The sequence below is a fragment of the Cryobacterium sp. MLB-32 genome, from assembly GCF_000738085.1.
GTDB lineage: Bacteria > Actinomycetota > Actinomycetes > Actinomycetales > Microbacteriaceae > Cryobacterium.
In genome coordinates, this window is the sequence record NZ_JPRS01000401.1 from 1 (window position 1) to 871 (window position 871).

The window sequence follows — 871 nt, forward strand, 5'->3', positions numbered from 1 at the left end:
TCGAGAATGAGCACATCAGGGTCGGAGTAGATCCACTTCGACAGCACGACCTTCTGCTGGTTGCCACCGGAGAGCTTGCCCACCTTGGCCAGCACGGAGGGTGCCTTGATGTTCATGCTCGTGCGGTACTCGTTGGCGATCTTGTATTCTTCGTTGTCGTTGACAAGGCCGCTCGTGGTGAGCTTGTCCAGCGACGCCATCGAGATGTTTCGCTTGATGTCGTCGATCAGGTTGAGCCCATAGGTCTTGCGGTCTTCGGTAACGTAGGCGATGCCGTTGTCGATGGCCTCCGACACGGTGCGGGTCTTGATCTCCGTGCCGTACTTGAACACGCGGCCGGAAATGCGCGAACCGTAGCTGCGGCCGAACAGGCTCATCGCGAACTCGGTGCGTCCGGCGCCCATCAGCCCGGCTATTCCGACTATTTCGCCGGCGCGAACGTTGAGGTTCACGTTGTTCACCACGACGCGGGTCACGTCCTGCGGGTGATGGGCGGTCCAGTCCTCGACACGCAGGATCTCTTCACCGATGTTCGGCGTGTGATCAGGGTAGCGGTGCTCGAGGTCGCGGCCGACCATGTCCTTGATGATGCGATCCTCGGTCACCTCGGTCTTCGCCATCGTCTCGATCGCGCGGCCGTCACGGATGACGGTGACCGAGTCGGAGATCTTCTTGATCTCGTTCAGCTTGTGGCTGATGATGATGGAGGTGATGCCCTGGCCTTTGAGGTGCAGGATCAGATCGAGCAGATGGTCGGAGTCCTCATCGTTGAGGGCGGCCGTCGGCTCATCCAGAATGAGAAGTTTCACGCGCTTCGACAGCGCCTTAGCGATCTCGACGAGCTGCTGCTTGCCCACACCGATATCCATGA

At 59.7% G+C, this 871-nt stretch carries 1 protein-coding gene; it reads right to left on the reverse strand.

Translation table 11 applies throughout. The features are described 5' to 3' along the window. The coding region (locus JF66_RS18930; protein ID WP_035880429.1) for an ATP-binding cassette domain-containing protein at positions 1 to 871 on the reverse strand (871 nt) is incomplete at both ends.